Origin of the sequence: Streptomyces sp. NPDC005423 (genome assembly GCF_040606415.1) — a bacterium.
Taxonomy (GTDB): domain Bacteria; phylum Actinomycetota; class Actinomycetes; order Streptomycetales; family Streptomycetaceae; genus Streptomyces.
In genome coordinates this window covers 19,454-36,012 of record NZ_JBEXET010000002.1, presented here as the reverse complement: position 1 = coordinate 36,012, position 16,559 = coordinate 19,454, and the positions used below count along the sequence as shown (strand labels likewise).

Sequence of the window (16,559 nt, the reverse complement as noted above, 5' to 3'; positions counted from 1 at the left end):
AACCCGGTCGAGGCCGGGCCGACCCGACCGGTGTGCCCGCTCTGCGAGAATCGTGGGGTGAACGAGCCCGTATCCCCGGACGAGACCCTGCGCGACGCACTGGCGGGTCTGCTCGACGGGCTGCCGCCCCGGCAGGCCGCCGGGGCGGTGGAGCGGCTGATCGCCGCCTACCGGGGGGCCACCCCGACCGGTGCGCCGATCCTGCGGGACCGGGCGGACGTCGTCGCGTACGCCGCGTACCGCATGCCCGCGACCTTCGAGGCGGTGCGCTCGGCGCTGGAGGCGTTCGCGGACGCCGTACCCGGCTGGGCGCCGGAGGGGCAGGTCGACGTCGGCGGCGGTACCGGCGCGGCGACCTGGGCCGTCAACGCCGTGTGGGGCGGCAGCCGGCCAGTGACCGTGCTTGACTGGGCCGAGCCCGCGCTCGCCCTCGGCCGGGAGATCGCCGCCGCCAACCCCGCGCTGCGGGACGCCAGTTGGCGCCGCACCCGGATCGGCTCGGCGCTCGAACTCGACGCCACGGACCTCGTCACCGTCTCCTACGTCCTCAACGAACTCACCGCCCCCGACCGCGCCGCCCTCGTGGACGCCGCCGCGGCCGCCGCCCGGGCCGTCGTGATCGTCGAACCCGGCACCCCGGCCGGGTACGCCCGCCTCATCGAGGCCCGGGACCGGCTCGTCGGGGCCGGCCTCCGGATCGCCGCCCCGTGCCCGCACAGCGCCGCCTGCCCGATCGTGCCGGGCGAGGACTGGTGCCACTTCTCCGCCCGGGTCAGCCGCTCCTCCCTCCACCGGCAGGTCAAGGGCGGCTCCCTGCCGTACGAGGACGAGAAGTTCTGCTACGTCGCCGCCGCCCGCCTCCCCGTCGGACCGGCCCCCGCCCGGGTGGTCCGGCGTCCGCAGATCCGCAAGGGACAGGTCCTCCTCGACCTGTGCGAGAGCGACGAGCGACTGCGCCGTACGACGGTCACCAAACGCCACGGTGACCTGTACAAGGCCGCGCGGGACGCGGACTGGGGAGACCCCTGGCCGCCGTGAGCGGTCCGTCCCGCACCCCGGTTGTGGAGTCCGGACATCCAGGGCGCAGGATGGTGGGACTATGGAGCATGCTGTCCGCACAACAGCGAGGTGAGGGGATGGATGAGCGCGACGTTCGGCGACCGGTCCGGCCGGCAGGGCAGAATCTCCCGTTGGCTGCGCGGACGCGGCCCGAAGGAGGCCGCCGGCGACGGCGGGCGTGAGGACCTGCTGCTGGCCGCCGCCGGAGCGGGACTGCCGCTCGCGCCCGCCGCGCACCCCGCGCCCGGCTACCGGTGTTCCTGCGACCGGGTGGGCTGTCCCACCCCGGCCCGGCACCCCCTGTCCTTCGCCTGGCACGCCCAGTCCACCACCGACCGCGCGCAGATCGAGCGCTGGGCCCGGCACCAGCCGCAGGCCAACTTCATCACCGCGACCGGCGCCGTCCACGACGTCCTCGACGTCCCTCTCGACGTCGGCCGCGAGGCGCTGGAGGGGCTGCTCGCCGCCGGTGTCGAGGTCGGACCCGTGGCCGCGAGCGACGACGGCCGGCTGCTCTTCTTCACGCTCACCCGGGGCACCCCCGAGGACGAGGACGAGTGGTGGCCGTGCGAACTGGACTGCCACCCGGAGACGATGGACGAGCACCCGGGGCTGCGCTGGCACTGCCGGGGTTCCTACGTCCTCGTACCGCCGGCCCGGCTCTCCGCCGACGGACAGGGCGTGCACTGGGTGCGCGGTCCGGAACACCCGCTGCCCGACCCGCTGACGCTGCTCGAAACCCTCACCGACGCCTGCGCCCGGCACGCCGACGGGGAACCGGAGCACGCGAGCGCGGCCTGGCCACTGCGCGGCTGAATCCGCTCAGCTGCCCTGCGCGGAGGTCAGCCCCTCGATCCGCCCCAGCACCGACACCCGGCCGGTCCCCGTGCCCTTCACCGGGTCCAGGGCCACCGCGTTGGAGATCAGCTGGAGGGTGATCGACTGCTTGACCTCGCCGGTCGTGAGCGCCTTCACGTCGTCGTTCTGCGCGGGCACCGAGGTGCCCGTCGCCGCCGTCTCCTTCTGGAAGTAGCGCGTGGTGAAGAAGACGAGCGCCCCGCCGTCCGCCGTGCGCAGCGCCAACGGGGCGTAGTCGCCGCTCGTCAGCGGTTCGTCGAGGAACTGGGTGGCGAGGCCCGGCCGGGTGGCCTTCGCACGCTCCGCGCGCCACCCGGTGGTGTGCGGGCCGCTCGCGAAACCCGTCCCGCCCTTCTTCAGGTACTTCGCGTAGTCCCGGCTCAAGTCCCGCGGCGGCACGCTGAGTTGGGCCGAGCTCGGGGAGAGGGCCTCGGCCCAGCCGTCCTTGTCCTTCTTGAACTTGGGTACGTCACCGGGCGCCACCAGCGTCAGATACGCCACCTGCCACGGGTCGCCCAGCCCGTTCCGGGTGAAGACGAGGAGCCAGCGGGCGGTGCCGCCCTTGTTGGCGGCGGTGTCGGCGACGAACCAGCGCGGCCAGCCGGCCTTCTTCGGGATGGCGAACCGCGCGTCCGTCAGCGCCAGCGGCGAGTAGTTCGGGTTGCCGCCGGGGTGGTTGGCATGGCCCGCCTTCAGCCGCGCCGCGTCGATGTCCTGGAGGGCGCCGGTCACATGCGCCGCGTCCAGTGAACTGTCGTACGCCTTGTCGGCGTTGTTGTACGCGGTGGTGAACTGCTTCAGCGCCCTGGCGGCTTGGGCACGGGTGGCCGCCGGGAGGATCTCGCGTTCCCCGTGGACCACGACGCAGCCGCTGGCCGTCAAGGACAATGCGGTCAACGAGGCCGCCAGGAGGACGATCCGGTCAAGCCTTCGAGGCCTCCGGGGGCCGCGGTCCCTGATCATCAGCTGCCTTCACCTTCCCCTTCCCGGAGGCGAACCCTACCGGGGCGAAGAAGAGCGTGAACGTCGGGATCAGGTAGAGCAGCCACACCGTGACCTGGAGGACGGTGGGGTCGGGCTGGAAGTTGAGGACGCCCTTGAGGAGGGTGCCGTACCAGCTGTCCGGCGGGATCGTGCCGCTGATGTCGAAGGCCAGGTCGGTCAGGCCGGGGATCCAGCCCGCCTCCTGGAGGTCGTGGAAGCCGTACGCCAGCACGCCGGCCGCGACGACGACCAGCATGGCGCCGGTCCAGGTGAAGAACTTGGCGAGGTTGATCTTCAGCGCGCCGCGGTAGAACAGCCAGCCGAGCAGGACCGCCGTGGCGAGTCCCAGGCCCACGCCGACCAGCGGGCGCGGGGTGCCGTCGCTCGCCGCGTGCACCGACGCCCAGACGAACAGGGCGGTCTCCAGGCCCTCCCGGCCGACGGCGAGGAACGCGGTCGCGACCAGGGCGCCGGTGCCCATCGCGAGGGCCGCGTCCAGCTTGCCGTGCAGCTCGGTCCTGAGCTGCCGGGCGGTGCGCCGCATCCAGAACACCATCCACGTCACCAGGCCGACCGCGACGATCGACAGGGAGCCGCCGAGCGCCTCCTGCGCCTGGAACGTCAGCTCCTGGGAGCCGAATTCGAGCGCACAGCCGAAGCCCATCGCGATGAGGACGGCTACGGCGATGCCGGTCCAGATCGGCCTCAGCGCGTCGCGCCGCTCGGTCTTGACCAGGTAGGCGATCAGGATGCAGACGACGAGACTGGCTTCCAGTCCCTCGCGCAGACCGATCAGGTAGTTGGAGAACACGGGCTACGCCTCCTTCGAGAACAGCGTGCTGCCCCACCAGTCGTCCTTGTCCCGGACGCCGGGCGGGACGGCGAAGACCGCCGAACCCACGTGCTGGATGTACTCGTTGAGCGCGTCGGACGCCGACAGCTTGCGCTGGAGCGGGATGAATCCCTCGCGTACGTCGCGCTGGTAGGCCAGGAAGAACAGACCGGCGTCGAGCCGGCCGAGACCGTCGGTGCCGTCGGTGAAGGAGTAGCCCCGGCGCAGGATCGTGATCCCGTGGTTGGAGTCGGGATGCGCGAGCCGGACGTGCGCGTCGGGCTTCATCGCCTTCAGGAACGGCGGGTCGTGCTCCTTCGCCTTGCCGGCCGGTGCGCCCTCGCCCTTGTCCCGGCCGAAGACGTCCTCCTGCTCTTGGAGCGAAGTCCGGTCCCAGGTCTCGATGTTCATGCGGATGCGCCGGGCGACGAGGTACGAACCCCCGGTCATCCAGGCCGACTTCTCCGTTCCGTCGCCGGTGCCCACCCACACGTACTTCTTCAGCCGGTCCGTCTCGGTGCCCGCGATGTTGCGGGTGCCGTCCTTGAACCCCATGAGATTGCGCGGGGTCTGGGCGCCCGGGGTCGTCGACGAGGTCTTCCCGAAGCCGAGTTGGGACCAGCGGACGGCGACCTTGCCGAAGCCGATGCGGGCCAGGTTGCGGATCGCGTGCACCGCGACCTGAGGATCGTCGGCGCACGCCTGGACGCAGAGGTCGCCGCCGGTACGGGACTTGTCGAAGTTGTCACCAGGGAATTGGGGCAGGTCGACCAGGGCCTCGGGGCGGCTGTCCTGGAGGCCGAAGTGGTCGAAGAACGACGGGCCGAAGCCGATCGTCAGCGTCAGCCGCGCCGGCTTCAGCCCCAGCGCCTCACCGGTGTCGTCCGGCGGCGCCTCGGGCAGGCCGCCGTAGGCGCCGTCGCCGACCGCGTGCCCGCCGGTCAGCAGCCGGGCGGCGGCCGTCCACTCCTTCAGCATCCGCACGAACTCGGCGCGGTCGTCGGTCTTCACGTCGAACGCCGCGAAGTGCAGCCGGTCCTGCACCGGGGTGGCGATGCCCGCCTGGTGCGCGCCGTGGAAGGCGACCGCGCCGCCCGCCGGGTCCGCGTCGCCACCGTCGCGGGCCACCGCGACCGCACCGCCGGCCGCGGCGGCGCCGAGCGCGAGGCCCGCACCGCCCCAGCCGATCAGGGCGCGGCGCGAGGGGGGGCCGCCGTTCTGGTTCCGCTCCATCGGCTCTGTCATCGTGTCCTGCCCTACTTCACCACGGCCGCGGCGAGCTTGGAGAGCGGCTCCGCCAGCGCGTTGACCGCGTCCGACAGCTCCTTGCGCTGGCCCTTGGTGACCTTGTCGTACGGCTCGTAGCCGTCGGAGGTCTGGTCCGAGCGGTACTTGGCGAGCAGCGTGTCCAACGCGCCGAACTGCTTGTCCAGTTCGGTGGTGAGCTCCGCGTCGTTCGTCCGGGCCACCGGCTTGAGCAGCTCGTACGCCTGCTGCGCGCCCTCGACGTTGGCCTTGAAGTCGCTGAGGTCGGTGTGCGAGTAGCGGTCCTCCTCGCCGGTGACCTTGCCGGTGGCGACCTCGTCGAGGAGTTCCTTGGCGCCGTTGGCCATGGAGGTGGGGGTGATCTCGGCCTTGCCGACCCGCTGCTGCCAGTCCGTGAGGTCGGTGACCAGTTCGGCGGCGAGCGTCTTCTGTTCGGCGCCGATCTTCTTGTCCTGCCACAGCGCCTTCTCCAGCGCGTGCCAGCCCGTCCACTTCTGGCCCTTCTCCAGGCCGTCGGCGCGGGTGTCGGTCTTCGGGTCGATGTCACCGAAGGACTCGGCGATCGGCTCGGTGCGCTCCCAGCCGACGCGGGAGGGGGCGTAGGCGTTCTTGGCGGCCTGGAGGTCGCCGGCCTTGATGGCGGCGGCGAACGTCCGCACCTTCGGGAGCGTCGCGTCGGCCTGCTCCTGCGCGTAGGCGCGGTAGGCGGCGACGGCCTTGTCGAGCTTCGGGTCGCGCTTGGCGGCCGAGCCGCCGGTGACGGTGAGTTTCTGCCGGATGCCGTGGCCCTTCATGCCGGGCCGGCAGGCGATCTCGTACGCGCCCGCCTTGATCTCGGCGGTCAGCGTGTACTTGGTGCCGGGGCCGATGTTCTCCTTCTCGGAGACGATCCGGTCGTCGGGGAAGAGGATCTCGACCTCGGTCGCCTTGGAGCCGGTGTTCTCGATCTTCAGCGTGATCCGCCCGGCCGGCGTCGAGGAGGCCGAGGCCGTGCACTTCGAGTCGGCCGCCGTCACCTGGATCGCGTCGCCGTCCTTGGCGTCGCTCTTCGCGGTGCAGGCCGTGACGGCGGTCAGTGCGGCCGCGGTGGCGGCGGCGGTGACGACGGAGAGTCGGACGGCTCGCATGCGGGCTCCCAGCGGATCGAATGTGGTGAGGCTGCCCTAACTTACCCGACCCTTACCCCGGCCATGCCCACCAGGTCCGGTATCGGCCGCCCGGAAAGATCACAGACACGGCTTGATCTCGACGGCGGAAAACTGACCCCAAGGGACGGTCAAGAGATGGTCAAGCGGGAGGGGTGCGGTCGCCGGTCCGCCGCCCCGCACCGCCGCCGCCGGCCGTCACAACGGCCGTCACGGTACGGTTGAATGCCCCCGTGACTGACTACGACGTGCTGCGCGTCTTCTGCGGCCCGGCCGGCGGATACGGCAACGAGCTGGGTGTCGTCCGCGAGGGCTCCGCCCTGTCCGGCCGGGACGAGCGGCAGGCCTTCGCGGCCAAACTCGGCTTCAGCGAGACCGTGTTCGTCGACGACCCCGAGCGCGGTGTCATCGACATCTACACCCCGACCCTGCGCCTGCCCTTCGCGGGCCACCCCTGCGTGGGCACGGCCTGGCTCCTCGACGTACCCGAACTGGTCACGCCCGCGGGCGTCGTGGGCACCCGGCTGGACGGCGAGTTCAGCTGGATCGAGGCGCTCCCCGAGTGGGCCCCGCCGCGCACCCTGCGCCAGTACGCCACCGCCGCCGAGGTCGACGCGCTGCCGGTGCCGCCGCCCGGCGAGTGGATCTACGCCTGGGCCTGGGAGGACGAGGCCGCCGGCCGGGTGCGCGCCCGCGCCTTCCCCGGCCGCGGCGACGGCATCGAGGAGGACGAGGCGACGGGCGCGGCGGCCCTGCTGCTGACCGCCCGGCTGGACCGCGCTCTCAACATCACCCAGGGGGCGGGTTCCCAGCTCCTCACCGCGCCGCAGCCGGGGGGCTGGGTGGAGGTCGGCGGGCGCGTCGTCCTCGAACGCTGAGACCCGGAACCGTCAACGCTCAGGCGGAGAGCGGGAATTCGTCGCCCAGGGCCTGGAACACCCCGGTGTTCAGGGCGAAGGCGCGCTTGCACTCCGCCACGATCCGCTGCTTCTCCAGGTCGTCGACCGGCACCTCGTCCAGCAGCTCCCGGTAACTCCGCTTGAAGGCGGCCGGGTTGGCGATCCCCTCGAAGACGTAGAACCGCACCCCGTCGCCCTTGCGCTCGAACCCCCAGGTCCGCTCGGCCTTGTCGCGGATGATCTGGCCGCCGGAGAGGTCGCCGAGGTAGCGCGTGTAGTGGTGCGCGACGTATCCGGCGGGCCACTCCTCGGCGCACTCCCGCACCCGGTCCGCGTAGGCCCGGGTGGCCGGCAGCGCGGTCACCCCGGAGCGCCAGTCCGCCCCGCGCAGATGCGCCAGGTCCCGCTCCAGCGAGGCGAGCCGCAGCAACTCCGGCCGGATGAAGGGCCCCGCCACCGGGTCGGCCGCCAGCCGCTCCGCACCGTTCTCCAACGCCTCGTAGACGAACCACAGTTGCTCGGTGTAACGGGCGTACGCGTCCACGCCGAGCCGGCCGCCGAGCAGATCACTCATGAAGGTCGAGGTCTCCGCCTCCACGTGCTGTTCGTGGGAGGCGGTGCGGATGACGGTCGAGAAGGAGTCCATGCGCCCATCCTCCGAGGTAAGGGTTACCTAAGTCAAGAGCTTTGCCGACACCCTGTCGGCAAAAGCGTACAAGAAAAGGCCCGCCCCCGGGTACACCCCCGGGGACGGGCCCACGGCCGCCGGCCTCGCGTCCGCTACGGCAGCGTGAGGATCTCCGCGCCGCTCTCCGTCACCACCAGCGTGTGCTCGAACTGCGCGGTCCGCCCGCGATCCTTCGTGACGACCGTCCACCCGTCGTCCCACATGTCGTACTCGTGCGTCCCGAGCGTCAGCATCGGCTCGATGGTGAACGTCATCCCGGGCCGGATGACCGTCGTCGCGTGCGGACTGTCGTAGTGCGGGACGATCAGCCCGGAGTGGAACGACGTGTTGATGCCGTGCCCGGTGAAGTCCCGGACCACGCCGTACCCGAAGCGCTTGGCGTACGACTCGATGACCCGGCCGATGATGTTGATCTGGCGCCCCGGCCGGACCGCTCTGATCGCGCGGTCCAGCGCCTCCCGGGTCCGCTCGACGAGCAGCCGGCTCTCCTCGTCCACCTCACCGACGAGGTACGTGGCGTTGTTGTCGCCGTGCACACCGCCGATGTACGCCGTCACGTCGAGGTTGACGATGTCGCCGTCGCGCAGCACCGTCGAGTCCGGGATGCCGTGGCAGATCACCTCGTTGACGGAGGTGCACAGGGACTTGGGGAAGCCGCGGTAGCCGAGCGTGGACGGGTAGGCGCCGTGGTCGCACATGAACTCGTGGGCGACCCGGTCCAGTTCGTCCGTGGTGACCCCCGGCGCGATGAGCTTCGCCGCCTCGGCCATCGCCCGCGCGGCGATCCGCCCGGCGGTCCGCATCGCCTCGATCGTCTCGGGGGTCTGCACCTCCGGACCGGTGTACGGGGCCGGCCCGGGCTTGCCGACGTACTCGGGGCGGCGGATGTTTCCGGGTACCGAACGGGTGGGAGAGAGCTCCCCTGGTACGAGCAGCGACTGGCCAGACATGCCAGCGAGTCTAACCAGCGGGCATGGGGGAACATGTCCGTGGTGCAAGGAGGCGACGATGGCCCTGTTCAAGAAGCGCACGACCGGCAAACCGGGCGAGTGGTACTACTGCCTGGAGCACAAGAAGGTCGAGGAGGGGCCCGAGTGCCCCGCCAAGGACCGGTTCGGCCCGTACCCCACACGGGGTGAGGCCGAGCACGCCATGGAGAGCGCCTGGGAGCGCAACCTGGAGTGGGAGAACGACCCCAAGTGGCACGACCCCGCCAGGGGCGGCACCGACGAGAGCTGATCGGCTCCGGGTTCGGTCCGGGCGCGGCGGAGGCGGGAGCGGCGACGGGAGCGGGTGGGACGGCGGGTGCGGGTGGGACGGCGACGGACACGGTGGTCCGCCCCGCCCGTCACTCCCGACCGCCGCCCCCTCTCGCTCCCCCTCCCCCTCCCGCAGCCGTGACGCCGCGTGCTGGCCGACGCGCGCGTACCCCCTCCGGATCGGCACGCGACGCGTCAACAGCCCACTCGTGACGCGGAGTTCACCGCGAATTCGCCCGGCCCGGGCATGCGCAGGGGCACCACCGGCCACCCGAGGAGTCAACTCATGTCCGACGACGTCACCGTCCCCTTCCGCGCGGGCCAGGAGGGGTACGCCAGTTACCGCATTCCGGCGGTCGTCGTCACCGCCGCCGACACCCTCCTCGCCTTCTGCGAGGGCCGCGTCGCCTCCGCCGGTGACGCCGGCCACATCGACATCGTCCTCAAGCGCTCCACGGACGGCGGCCTCACCTGGGGCCCGTTGACGGTCGCGGCCCGCAACGGCGACGACCTCGCGGGCAACCCCGCCCCCGTCGTCCTCGACACCGGCCGCGTCCTCCTCGTCCACGTCCGCTCGGCCGCCACCGCCACCGAGGACGCGATCCTGCGCGGCAGGGTGGCGGACGCCGACGGACGGCGCGTCTGGGTGCGGCACAGCGACGACGACGGAGTGACCTGGTCGGAACCGGTGGAGATCACCAAGTCGGTGAGGAGGACCGGCTGGCGCTGGTACGCCACCACCCCCGGCCACGCGATCCAGCTGAGCACGGGCCGCGTGGTCGTCCCCGGCAACCACACCCTCCCGCCCACCGGCACCGACGTCGGCAACGAGGCCAAGTACAACAGCGGCCACTGCCTGCTCAGCGACGACCGCGGCGAGACCTGGTACCTCGGCTACGTCGACGACAACCCCGACGGCTACATCAACGCCAACGAGACCACCGCCGCCGAACTCCCCGACGGACGCGTCTACTTCAACACCCGCAACGACTCCACCTCCCCGGGCAACCGGGCCGACGCCCACTCCACGGACGGCGGGAGGACACTGGTGAAACCCTTCCGCCCGCAGGCCGGCCTCGTCACACCCGTCTGCGAGGGCAGCGTCCTCCAGCTCCGCGACCCGGACCTGCTCCTCTACTCCGGCCCCGCCGACCCCGGCTCCCGAGCCCTGATGACCCTCCGCGCGTCGGCCGACGACGGCACCACCTGGCACCCCGTGTACCCGGTCGACGGACTGCCCGCCGCCTACTCCGACCTGGTACGGATCGACACCGACACGGTCGGACTCCTCTACGAGACCGGTGACTTCGGCGCCTACGAGACGATCACGTTCCGGCGGGTGCCCGTGACCGCCCTCACCTGACCGGTGCCGGCGCCCCGCCGCACGTACAGTCGGCCCATGACCTCTACCGACAGCGCACAGACCCCCGCGAAGGCCCCCGCCAAGGACCCCTGGGACCTGCCCGACGTCTCCGGGCTCGTCGTCGGCGTGCTCGGCGGCACCGGGCCGCAGGGCAAGGGCCTCGCCTACCGGCTCGCCAAGGCCGGCCAGCAGGTGATCATCGGCTCCCGTGCCGCCGACCGCGCCCAGGCCGCCGCCGGCGAACTCGGCCACGGCGTCGAGGGCGCCGACAACGCCGAGACCGCGCGCCGCAGCGACATCGTGATCGTCGCCGTGCCCTGGGACGGCCACGGCAAGACCCTTGAGTCACTGCGCGCGGAACTCGCCGGAAAGCTCGTCGTCGACTGCGTCAACCCGCTCGGCTTCGACAAGAAGGGCGCCTACGCCCTGAAGCCCGAGGAGGGCAGCGCCGCCGAACAGGCCGCCGCCCTGCTGCCGGAGTCCCGCGTCGCCGCCGCCTTCCACCACCTGTCGGCGGTCCTGCTCCAGGACCCGGAGATCGACGAGATCGACACCGACGTCATGGTCCTCGGCGAGGAACGCGCCGACGTCGAGATCGTCCAGGCACTGGCCGGCCGTATCCCCGGCATGCGCGGCGTCTTCGCCGGCCGGCTGCGCAACGCCCACCAGGTGGAGTCACTGGTCGCCAACCTGATCTCCGTCAACCGCCGCTACAAGGCACACGCCGGGCTGCGCCTCACCGACGTGTGAGCCGCCCGGGGCGATGGGGGACACTGGGCTGTGCGAGCACTCCGCAGAGCCCGCAGTGTCCCCCGACAGGAGCCCGCCCCATGCCCCGCCTCGCCCGCTACGCCCTCGCCGTCTGCGTACTCGCCGTCGCCGCGGCCGTCGTCTCCTTCGCCCGGGGCAGCTGGATCGGCATCGTGTGGGTGCTGATCGCGGGCGTCTCGTCCAACATGTGCTGGTACTACCTCAAGCGCGGCCGGGCGGCCTCCGGGACCCGCTCCGTCACTTCCGTCACTGGCTGACCGAGCAGAACTCGTTCGTGCCCTGCCAGAACCGGTACAGCGTCTGGCCGCAGTAGGTCGAGAAGTCGTCGATCCCCAGGCCGCGCAGGATCGCGTCGATCACGTCGAAGAACGCGCTGTTGACCGTCGGCACCCACAGCAGCGCGAACACGAAGAGCAGCCCGAACGGCGCGAACGGCTCCACCTGGCGCTTGACACCGGGCGACAGCCACGGCTCGATCACCCCGTAGCCGTCCAGGCCCGGCACCGGCAGGAAGTTCAGGAGCGCCGCGGTGACCTGGAGCAGCGCGAGGAACGCGAGGGCGAACCGGAAGTCCCGCGGCACCCCGTCCAGGCCGTGCAGCCAGAACGGGGCGGTGCAGACGGCCGCGAACAGCACGTTCGTCAACGGGCCGGCCGCCGAGACCAGACTGTGCCGCCAGCGGCCCCTGATCCGGTCGCGCTCGATGAACACCGCGCCGCCGGGCAGCCCGATCCCGCCCATGACCACGAAGATGACGGGGAGCACGATCGAGAGCAGGGCGTGCGTGTACTTCAGCGGGTTCAGCGTCAGGTAGCCCTTCGCGCCCACCGAGATGTCGCCGCTGTGCAGGGCGGTGCGGGCGTGGGCGTACTCGTGCAGACAGAGCGATACGATCCAGGCGGCCGTGACGAACAGGAACACGGCGAGGCCCGGTTGCTCGGCGAACCCGGTCCAGGTGGCCCAGCCGGTCACCGCCGTGACGGCCATGATCCCGACGAAGACGGGACTGATCCGCCGGTCGTGGGGGCGGGTGGTGGCGGTGGTCATGGGAACGGGCTCCCTGTCGGGTCGTAAGGCTGGGCGCGACGCCCGACGGTACCGGGCCTACCGCGAAAACGTCTCGCGATCGGATGTCGTTCCGGAGAAGGTGGGACCGTGGGGCACCGCCTCGTGACCGTATCCGCCGCCGCACCGCCGGAACCCCGTGACCGGTCCCGACGCCAACGGAGACAATGGACCCCGTGCGCTACCGCATCCTCGGCACCACCCGGGCACTCCGCCCCGACGGCACGCCCCTCCCGGTCGGCGGGGCGCGGCTGCGCGCACTGCTCACCGTCCTCGCCCTGCGACCCGGTCGGACCGTGCCCGCGAGCCTGCTGGTGGACGAGGTGTGGGCCGGCGACCCGCCCGCCGACGCGACGGGAGCGCTACAGGCCCTGGTGGGACGGCTGCGCCGGGCACTCGGCGCCGACGCGATCACCTCGGCGGAGGGCGGCTACCGGCTCGCCGCCGCGCCCGACGACATCGACCTGCACCGGTTCGAGCGGCTGACCGGGGAGGGGCTGCGCGCGCTCGCCGACGGCGACGCGGCGAAGGCGGCCGTCGCCCTGGACGACGCGCTGGCCCTGTGGGACGGGCCGGCCCTGTCCGACCTGCCCGACCACACGGCGGACGCGGCCCGCTGGGAGGCCCGCCACCTCGACGCCCACCGCGCCCGCCTCACGGCGACCCTCGCCCTCGGCCGCCCGGAAGCGGCCCTCCCCGAGCTGACCGCCCTCTGCGACACCCACCCCCTCGACGAGCTTCTCCAGTCCCTCCGCCTCCGCGCCCTCCGCGACGCGGGCCGCACGGCGGAGGCCCTGGCGGCCTACGAGGAGATACGACGCCTGCTGGCCGACCGCCTGGGCGCCGACCCGGGACCCGAACTCCGCTCCCTGTACGGCGAGTTGCTCCGCTCGACCAACACGACCAACACGACCGACACGACCGACACCGGCTACGGGCGCGGAGCCAGGGGCGGGGCCGGGGCCGGTGCCGGTGGTCGGGACGCGGGCGGTGAGGGCGGCGTGGCGCGGGCGGCGGGCGGTCCGAACGCCGAAGCGAGCGGGACCGGGGGGTTCACAGTTCGGGACGGAAGCGGCGGGTTCACAGGGCCGGAGGGGACGGGCGGGTTCACAGTGCCGGGCGGGACCGGCGCGGTTGGCGGGCTGGACGGGGCTGGTGCGTTCACGGTCGCGGACGAGACCGGCGGGTTCACAGGGCCCGGCGGGATGGGCGAGTACACGGGGCCGGGCGGGGACGGCGGGTTCACAGCCCCGGGCGGGATCGACGAGTTCACACCTCAAAGCGAGTCCGGCGAGTACACGACCCCGAGCGAGACGGGCGCGGTTGGCACGCCGGCTGGAGCGGGCGTCGATGGCGCGCTGGACGGGGCCGGCGAGTTCACAGCCCCGGATGGGACCGGCAGGTTCACGGAGCTGGACGGGAGCGGTGAGTTCACAGCTCCGAGCGGAACCGATGGGTTCACAACTCCGAGCGTGACCGGCGAGTTCACGGTGCCGGGCGGGAGCGGCGAGTTCACAGCCCCGGATGGATCCGGCGACTTCACAACCCCGCGCGGACCCGGCGAGTTCACAGCCCCGGACGGGACAGGCGAGTTCACACCCCCGAGCCAGACAGGCGCGGTCGGCGTGCCGCCCGGCCCCGGTGTGCCGCCCGGCCCCGGCCCCGGTGTACCCGGTGCTTCCGCCCCAGCCTCCGCCTCCGCCTCCGCTTCCGCCTCCGCCTCCGCCTCCGCCTCCGCCTCAGCCTCTTCCTCCGCCACCGCCTTCGCGCCCCTCCCGGTCGGTAACCTCCGTGCCCGGCTCACCTCCTTCGTCGGGCGGGAGGCGGACATCGACGCCATCCGCGGCGACCTCGCCACCGCCCGGCTGGTGACCCTGCTCGGGCCCGGCGGGGCCGGGAAGACGCGGTTGTCGCAGGAGGCCGCCGAGCGGGTGGGGGCGGCGGCGCGGGACGGGGTGTGGCTGGCCGAGCTGGCGCCCGTCGACGACCCCGCCGCCGTACCGGAGGCCGTACTCACCGCTGTCGGCGCCCGCGAGACCGTGCTCTACGGCGCCGGTGCCGAGGCCATCAGGGCCGCCGGGGGCGAACGGCACGACGATCCGGTCGAGCGGCTCACCGAGCACTGCGCCAAACGCCGGATGCTGCTCATCCTCGACAACTGCGAGCACGTCGTGGATGCCGCCGCCCGCCTGGCCGAGACCCTGCTGGAACGTTGCCCGGGGCTCACCGTGCTGGCCACCAGCCGTGAACCCCTGGGCGTGCCGGGCGAGTTGCTGCGCCCGGTGGAACCGTTGCCGGAACCCTTCGCGCTACGGCTGCTCGCCGACCGCGGGAGCGCCGCCCGGCCCGGTTTCCGGATCGACGCCGACGAGGAGACCGCCGCGGCCTGCGCGGAGATCTGCCGGCGGCTCGACGGACTGCCACTCGCCATCGAACTCTCGGCGGCCCGGCTCCGTATGCTGACACCCCGTCAGATCGCCGACCGGCTCGACGACCGCTTCCGGCTGCTCACCTCCGGCAGCCGTACCCTGTTGCCCCGTCAGCAGACCCTGCGCGCCGTGGTCGACTGGTCGTGGGACCTGCTCGACGAGGACGAACGGGACGTACTGCGACGGCTGTCGGTCTTCGCCGGCGGCTGCGACCTCGCCGCCGCCGAGGCGGTCTGCGGCCCCGGCGCCCTCGACGCGCTCGGCTCACTGGTCGACAAGTCCCTTGTGGTGGCGGCCCCTTCGAACCGCGGCGGCATGCGCTACCGGCTCCTGGAGACCGTCGGCGAGTACGCCGGCGAGCGTCTCGACGAGGCCGGCCTGCGCCCCGCGACCGAGCGCGCCCATCTCACGTACTACCGCGAACTGGCCCGCGTCACCGACCCGTTGCTGCGTGGCTCCGGTCAGCTCGCCGCCATCGAACTCCTCCAGCGCGAGTACGAGAACCTCCGCACCGCTCTGCGGCACGCCGTCGCCGCGGGCGAGGAACAGGAGGGGCTGTGCCTCATCCTGTCGCTGGCCTGGTACTGGCAGATGCGCGATCTGCGTATCGAGGCCCGTAACTGGTCCCGGGAGGTGCAGAAGCTGGGACCGGACCCGTTCGCCGTGCCGGTGCGTCCCGCCGAGCCGTTGTGGGAGCGCTGCACGGACCGGCCGCCGCCCTGGGAGGGCGAGGTGCTCCAGGAGGCCCGGCGCGGGCTGCATCTCGTCCAACTCGCCAGCATGGAAACCGAGTTGGACGACTGGCAGACCCCGCAGGCGCAGCGGAAGCTGCGCGCCATCGCCGGCACCTACGAGCCCGGGATGCCCCAGACCTGCCGTAGCCCCGGTTCCCTGTGGTTCTTCGCCGTCATACTCTCCGGGGGCACGTCCCGGCTGCGCACCGTCATCGACGCCACGGTCCAGACCTCCCGGGACACTCCTGGCTACGAGTGGGAACTCGCCACCGGGTTGCAGATGCGGGCCAACATCCTCGCCAACCGCAGCGACTGGGCCGGCGACGCGGCCCGTGACGCCGACGAGGCACTGGAGATCTTCCGCCGGATCGGCGACGCCTGGGGCACCGCCGAGGCGCTCTCCGCGCGCGGCGAGGCCAACGAGCGCAGGGGCAACTTCCGTGCCGCCGCCGCCGATTACGAGGCGGCCATGGAACACGCCGAGTGGCTCGGGGCGCGGGCGCAGAGCGCCGTGCTGACCGCCCGGCTCGGCGCCGCGCTGCTGGAGGCGGGCGACGTGGAGCACGGTGAGGAGCTGCTGCGCTCCGTGGTCGCCTGGAAGCACGGCCAGCACAACGACGCGATGCCCATCGCCAGGATCTTCCTCTCGGGCTGGCTCGGCAGCACCGGCCGGATCTCCGAGGCGCGCGAGCAACTCGTCCTGCTGCGCAAGGAGTTCGGGGCCTCGAACTTCGTCATCTTCGACGCCTTCATCCTGGGCGCCGAGGCCTGGCTGGAGGCGGCCGACGGTCGCCCTGACGAGGCCCTGGCCAAGATCAGACAGGCGCTGCTGCGGGCCGCCGACCCGCTGGCGCAGGCGATCGCCCCCCAGCTGCGTTCCACGTACCTGACGATCGCCGCGCTGGCCCTGGCCGGTGCCGACGGCGGCGCCCGGGCGGCCGACGGGGCGCGCTGTCTCGGTACCGCCGACGCCATGCTGCCCCCCGGTCATGTCGCGCCGCGGCTGGAGCGCGAGGTACGGACGCGGGCCGAGGCGTTGGTGCGGAGCGTGCTGTCCGACGAGGCGTACGCGAGCGACTACGCCGAGGGCGGCGGCCTCTCCGTGGAGGAGGCCGCCGCCCTCGTGTGAGACGACATGAGACGACAGGAGACGGCGTGAGACGGCGTGAGACGATGTAATCCCAATTTTTGAACGTCCCGCTGGTCA

The 16,559-nt window shown here is 72.4% G+C and carries 15 protein-coding genes; 8 read left to right on the top strand and 7 right to left on the bottom strand.

Annotation, left to right across the window (positions count from 1 at the left end):
- Positions 1–57: 57 nt before the first annotated feature.
- Together ABZT12_RS03975 and ABZT12_RS03970 are read left to right on the top strand one after the other, a co-directional pair.
- Positions 58–1,038: a small ribosomal subunit Rsm22 family protein gene (locus tag ABZT12_RS03975; RefSeq protein WP_356376850.1), complete on the top strand. Its 981-nt coding sequence runs from the start codon at positions 58–60 to the stop codon at positions 1,036–1,038.
- A gap of 102 nt (positions 1,039–1,140) precedes the next feature.
- A complete protein-coding gene (locus ABZT12_RS03970) occupies positions 1,141–1,875 on the top strand; it encodes a bifunctional DNA primase/polymerase (protein WP_356376847.1) in 735 nt (244 codons plus the stop codon).
- A gap of 6 nt (positions 1,876–1,881) precedes the next feature.
- On the opposite strand, the gene ABZT12_RS03965 is transcribed toward ABZT12_RS03970, so the two are convergent.
- Genes ABZT12_RS03965 through efeO form a run of 4 tightly spaced genes read right to left on the bottom strand, consistent with a single transcriptional unit; the run spans position 1,882 to position 6,126 of the window.
- Complete coding sequence (locus ABZT12_RS03965; protein WP_356376844.1) at positions 1,882–2,880, bottom strand: hypothetical protein; 999 nt, start codon at positions 2,878–2,880, stop codon at positions 1,882–1,884.
- Complete coding sequence (gene efeU, locus ABZT12_RS03960) at positions 2,840–3,712, bottom strand: iron uptake transporter permease EfeU (RefSeq protein ID WP_356376841.1); 873 nt, start codon at positions 3,710–3,712, stop codon at positions 2,840–2,842. Before efeU ends, ABZT12_RS03965 begins: the two co-directional genes overlap by 41 nt.
- A gap of 3 nt (positions 3,713–3,715) precedes the next feature.
- A complete protein-coding gene (gene efeB, locus ABZT12_RS03955) occupies positions 3,716–4,978 on the bottom strand; it encodes an iron uptake transporter deferrochelatase/peroxidase subunit (RefSeq protein WP_356376838.1) in 1,263 nt (420 codons plus the stop codon).
- Between the two features lie 11 nt (positions 4,979–4,989).
- Entirely contained in the window at positions 4,990–6,126 is a 1,137-nt protein-coding gene (gene efeO / locus ABZT12_RS03950; protein ID WP_356376835.1) for an iron uptake system protein EfeO, read from the bottom strand.
- A gap of 251 nt (positions 6,127–6,377) precedes the next feature.
- Between efeO and ABZT12_RS03945 the strand changes: the two genes are divergently transcribed.
- Positions 6,378–7,022 carry a PhzF family phenazine biosynthesis protein gene (locus ABZT12_RS03945; RefSeq protein ID WP_356376832.1) on the top strand — a complete coding sequence of 215 codons (645 nt, stop codon included), beginning with the start codon at positions 6,378–6,380 and terminating at the stop codon, positions 7,020–7,022.
- Positions 7,023–7,041: 19 nt separating this feature from the next.
- On the opposite strand, the gene ABZT12_RS03940 is transcribed toward ABZT12_RS03945, so the two are convergent.
- Positions 7,042–7,689 carry a biliverdin-producing heme oxygenase gene (locus ABZT12_RS03940; protein ID WP_356376829.1) on the bottom strand — a complete coding sequence of 216 codons (648 nt, stop codon included), beginning with the start codon at positions 7,687–7,689 and terminating at the stop codon, positions 7,042–7,044.
- 134 nt (positions 7,690–7,823) lie between these two features.
- The gene (gene map, locus ABZT12_RS03935) at positions 7,824–8,681 is read right to left on the bottom strand and encodes a type I methionyl aminopeptidase (protein WP_356376826.1); all 858 of its coding nucleotides are present in this window, start codon (positions 8,679–8,681) and stop codon (positions 7,824–7,826) included.
- 58 nt (positions 8,682–8,739) lie between these two features.
- On the opposite strand from map, the gene ABZT12_RS03930 reads away from it, so the two are divergent.
- The 4 genes from ABZT12_RS03930 (at position 8,740) to ABZT12_RS03915 (ending at position 11,381) form a co-directional block, all read left to right on the top strand.
- The gene (locus tag ABZT12_RS03930) at positions 8,740–8,970 is read left to right on the top strand and encodes a hypothetical protein (protein ID WP_356376823.1); all 231 of its coding nucleotides are present in this window, start codon (positions 8,740–8,742) and stop codon (positions 8,968–8,970) included.
- A gap of 306 nt (positions 8,971–9,276) precedes the next feature.
- The gene (locus ABZT12_RS03925) at positions 9,277–10,353 is read left to right on the top strand and encodes a sialidase family protein (RefSeq protein WP_356376821.1); all 1,077 of its coding nucleotides are present in this window, start codon (positions 9,277–9,279) and stop codon (positions 10,351–10,353) included.
- Positions 10,354–10,389: 36 nt separating this feature from the next.
- Positions 10,390–11,103, top strand: coding sequence for an NADPH-dependent F420 reductase (gene npdG / locus ABZT12_RS03920; protein WP_356376818.1), 714 nt, complete (start codon positions 10,390–10,392; stop codon positions 11,101–11,103).
- 80 nt (positions 11,104–11,183) lie between these two features.
- Positions 11,184–11,381: a hypothetical protein gene (locus ABZT12_RS03915; protein WP_356376815.1), complete on the top strand. Its 198-nt coding sequence runs from the start codon at positions 11,184–11,186 to the stop codon at positions 11,379–11,381.
- Here ABZT12_RS03915 and ABZT12_RS03910 read toward each other — a convergent pair.
- Positions 11,371–12,171 (bottom strand): site-2 protease family protein, encoded by an 801-nt coding sequence (locus ABZT12_RS03910; protein ID WP_356376812.1) that lies wholly within the window; start codon positions 12,169–12,171, stop codon positions 11,371–11,373. The genes ABZT12_RS03915 and ABZT12_RS03910 overlap by 11 nt on opposite strands.
- 185 nt (positions 12,172–12,356) lie before the next feature.
- Between ABZT12_RS03910 and ABZT12_RS03905 the strand changes: the two genes are divergently transcribed.
- Positions 12,357–16,481: a BTAD domain-containing putative transcriptional regulator gene (locus tag ABZT12_RS03905; protein ID WP_356376809.1), complete on the top strand. Its 4,125-nt coding sequence runs from the start codon at positions 12,357–12,359 to the stop codon at positions 16,479–16,481.
- The last annotated feature ends 78 nt before the right edge of the window (positions 16,482–16,559 follow it).

Excerpts from the sequence above, each read along its gene's own strand:
- ABZT12_RS03970 (WP_356376847.1), top strand. The coding sequence starts at position 1,141 with ATGAGCGCGACGTTCGGCGACCGGTCCGGCCGGCAGGGCAGAATCTCC.
- ABZT12_RS03965 (WP_356376844.1), bottom strand. The coding sequence starts at position 2,880 with ATGATCAGGGACCGCGGCCCCCGGAGGCCTCGAAGGCTTGACCGGATC.
- efeB (WP_356376838.1), bottom strand. The coding sequence starts at position 4,978 with ATGACAGAGCCGATGGAGCGGAACCAGAACGGCGGCCCCCCCTCGCGC.
- efeO (WP_356376835.1), bottom strand. The coding sequence starts at position 6,126 with ATGCGAGCCGTCCGACTCTCCGTCGTCACCGCCGCCGCCACCGCGGCC.
- ABZT12_RS03940 (WP_356376829.1), bottom strand. The coding sequence starts at position 7,689 with ATGGACTCCTTCTCGACCGTCATCCGCACCGCCTCCCACGAACAGCAC.
- map (WP_356376826.1), bottom strand. The coding sequence starts at position 8,681 with ATGTCTGGCCAGTCGCTGCTCGTACCAGGGGAGCTCTCTCCCACCCGT.
- ABZT12_RS03930 (WP_356376823.1), top strand. The coding sequence starts at position 8,740 with ATGGCCCTGTTCAAGAAGCGCACGACCGGCAAACCGGGCGAGTGGTAC.
- ABZT12_RS03925 (WP_356376821.1), top strand. The coding sequence starts at position 9,277 with ATGTCCGACGACGTCACCGTCCCCTTCCGCGCGGGCCAGGAGGGGTAC.
- npdG (WP_356376818.1), top strand. The coding sequence starts at position 10,390 with ATGACCTCTACCGACAGCGCACAGACCCCCGCGAAGGCCCCCGCCAAG.
- ABZT12_RS03915 (WP_356376815.1), top strand. The coding sequence starts at position 11,184 with ATGCCCCGCCTCGCCCGCTACGCCCTCGCCGTCTGCGTACTCGCCGTC.
- ABZT12_RS03910 (WP_356376812.1), bottom strand. The coding sequence starts at position 12,171 with ATGACCACCGCCACCACCCGCCCCCACGACCGGCGGATCAGTCCCGTC.
- ABZT12_RS03905 (WP_356376809.1), top strand. The coding sequence starts at position 12,357 with ATGGACCCCGTGCGCTACCGCATCCTCGGCACCACCCGGGCACTCCGC.